The sequence below is a fragment of the Streptomyces sp. NPDC006197 genome (genome assembly GCF_040613865.1).
Taxonomy (GTDB): Bacteria; Actinomycetota; Actinomycetes; order Streptomycetales; family Streptomycetaceae; genus Streptomyces.
On the sequence record NZ_JBEXSZ010000281.1, the window covers coordinates 1 to 2,844 of the forward strand.

Sequence of the window (2,844 nt, forward strand, 5' to 3'; positions counted from 1 at the left end):
CCTCGGAGAAGGCGTTGCCGTAGCGGCGGAGCAGCTCGGCGGCGCGCTCCTCGCCGAACTCGGCGTTCAGCGCCTCGCCGAAGCCGTCGGCCCAGGAGCGGGCGGCCTCGACGAGCCGGGCCTCGATGCGGTCGACGTCGGCGTCGGTGAGCTTCGCCAGCTCGGTGCCGGGCTTGACGCGGACGACGAAGTGCAGCCGGGAGAGGATCGACTCGGTGTTCCAGGCGGTGAAGTCGACGCTGGTGCCGTCGAGCTCCTCCTTCAGGATGTCGATGATCCGCAGCCGGACGCGGGTCGTGTAGCGGTCGCGCGGCAGGTAGACGAGGGCCGAGTAGTAGCGGCCGTACTCGTCCTGGCGCAGGTAGAGCCGCAGCCGGCGCCGCTCCTGCAGGTACAGGACGCTGGTGACGATGGACTGCAGCTGGTCGGCCGGGGTCTGGAAGAGCTCGTCGCGCGGGTAGGTCTCCAGGATCTGGAGCAGGTCGCGGCCGTCGTGGCTGTTCGGCGAGAAGCCGGCGCCCGCCAGGACCTCCTGGACCTTGCGCTTGACGACGGGGACCCGGCGGACGGACTCGGTGTAGGCGGCGGACGAGAAGAGGCCGAGGAAGCGGCGCTCGCCGACGACGTTGCCCTCGGCGTCGAACTTCTTCACGCCGACGTAGTCGAGGTACGAGGGGCGGTGCACGGTCGCCCGGCTGTTGGCCTTCGTCAGGATCAGCAGCTTGTGCTCGCGCGCCTTGGCGCGGGCGTCGGCGGGCAGCCGGCTGAAGGAGGGCGAGACGGGGTGGGCGTGGTGGCCCTGGTCGTCGGCGCCGTGCTGCGGGTCGGAGCGCAGGATGCCGAGGCCGGTGCCGGGCACGGCGGACAGGGCGTCACCGTTGACCAGTTCGTACTCGCGGTAGCCGAGGAAGGTGAAGTGGTCGTCGGCGAGCCAGCGCAGCAGCTCGCGGGCCTCCTCCACCTCGGTCGGCCGCAGGTCGGTGGCGGTGGGCTCGTCGGCGAGGCCGTCGGCGATGCGCAGGGCGGCATCGCGCATCTTCTCCCAGTCCTCGACCGTCTCGCGGACGTCGGACAGGACGCGCAGCAGGTCGCTGGTGATCTGCTTGAGGTCGGCGCGGTCGGTCTCGCGGTCGATCTCGACGTGGATCCAGGACTCGGCGAGCGCGTCGTGCGGCAGCTCGCCCTGGATCTGGGTCGACAGGACCTCGATGAGCTTTCCGGCCACGTCACGACGGACGAGGACCTGCGGGTGGATCACGACGTGGATGCCGCGGCCCTGACGGGACAGCTCGTTGGTGACCGAGTCGACGAGGAAGGGCATGTCGTCGGTGACGACCTCGACGACGGAGTGGCTGCTGGTCCAGCCGTTCTCCTCCACCGTCGGGGTGTGGACGCGCACGTTCGCGGTGCCCTGCGGACGGTTCTCCGCGAGCCGGTAGTGAGAGAGCGCGGCACCGAACACGTCGACCGGGTCGCGGTCGGCGAGGTCCTCGGGCGCGGTGTGCAGGTAGTAGCGCTGGAGGTAGTCGAGCACGGTGTCCCGGTCCGGGCGCTCCTCCGCGCCCTCCGGGCCCGTAGGAAGTCGCCCCCCGACAGGGCTGTGCTCAGCTACCCGAGCGGCCCTCTCGAGCAGCTCGGCCTTTGCTTCGTCCAGCTTGGTCTGCATGTCCTCTGACTCCTGTCGCGCGCCGTTGCGTGACGTCGGTGGAAGAAAGGGCACAACGCCACGACGCGGTGATTCCGGTCAGAGTCGACGTTATGCCCGGATGAGAGATGCCCGGGCCGTTATCGGCCACGGAACGTGGCGCGCCCGGACGGAGAGGATCGGCGAACGCACGCTCGACCCGGCCGCTGTCGCGGACCGGGCGGCAGCCGGGGGCTTCGCTGCCCCCACGGCGTATCGCGCTGATCACGGGAAAAGCCTATCGCTCTCGCACCCGGAACCGTCATGAGCCGTATGCGTACAAAAGAGCGGGGGAAGTTTGACGTTATGGACAGCAACACGTGTCCTCTTGGCAAACCACCCCGCCGGGGGCAGCGTGTACGCAAGCATGGGCACAACACGACAGACCGACCATCTGTGATCCGGGAGAGCCATGGCGAAGATCCTGATCGTGACCGGGGACGCGGCGGAGTCGCTGGAGGTGATGTACCCCTACCAGCGCCTCCTTGAGGAGGGGTACGAGGTCGACATCGCCGCCCCCGCCCGCAAACAGCTCCGCTTCGTCGTCCACGACTTCGAGCCGGGCTACGACACGTACACGGAGAAGCCGGGCTACACCTGGCCCGCCGACCTGGCCTTCTCCGAGGTCGACCCGGGCGACTACGTGGCGGTGGTGATCCCGGGCGGCCGCGCGCCGGAGTACCTGCGCAACGACCCGGAACTCCGCAAGATCCTCAAGGCCTTCTTCGACTCCGACAAGCCGGTGGCCCAGATCTGTCACGGCCCGCTCCTGACGGCGGCCGTCGGCAGCCTGGAGGGCCGCCGCGTCACGGCCTACCCGGCCCTGGAACTCGACATGCAGGCGGCCGGGGCGACCTTCCAGGACAGCGCGGCCGTGGTCGACGGCCTCCTGGTCTCCTCCCGAGCCTGGCCGGACCACCCCACCTGGATGCGCGAATTCCTGAAGGTCCTACGAGCGAAGGGCTAGCGCCGCTCCGGTCGTGGTGCTTTGCGGGCGGGCGCCCGCCAGGTGGTTCGCGGGCGGGCGTCCCGCCGAGCCCGGCCACGGCGGTTTGTGGGCGGGCGTTCCGCCGGATGGTTTGTGGGCATGCGTTCCGCCGGCCCAGCTCCAGTTCCCGGTCGATCAGCCGCAGCATCGGTTCGGGGTCCGCCGGGACACG

At 70.0% G+C, this 2,844-nt stretch carries 1 protein-coding gene and 1 pseudogene; one reads left to right on the top strand and one right to left on the bottom strand.

The features are described from left to right. Positions 1–1,666, bottom strand: a pseudogene (locus ABZ318_RS39375) (NAD-glutamate dehydrogenase); the annotation flags it as partial. Between the two features lie 430 nt (positions 1,667–2,096). Here ABZ318_RS39375 and ABZ318_RS39380 point away from each other — a divergent pair. After that, complete coding sequence (locus ABZ318_RS39380; protein ID WP_190160270.1) at positions 2,097–2,651, top strand: DJ-1/PfpI family protein; 555 nt, start codon at positions 2,097–2,099, stop codon at positions 2,649–2,651. Positions 2,652–2,844: the final 193 nt, after the last annotated feature.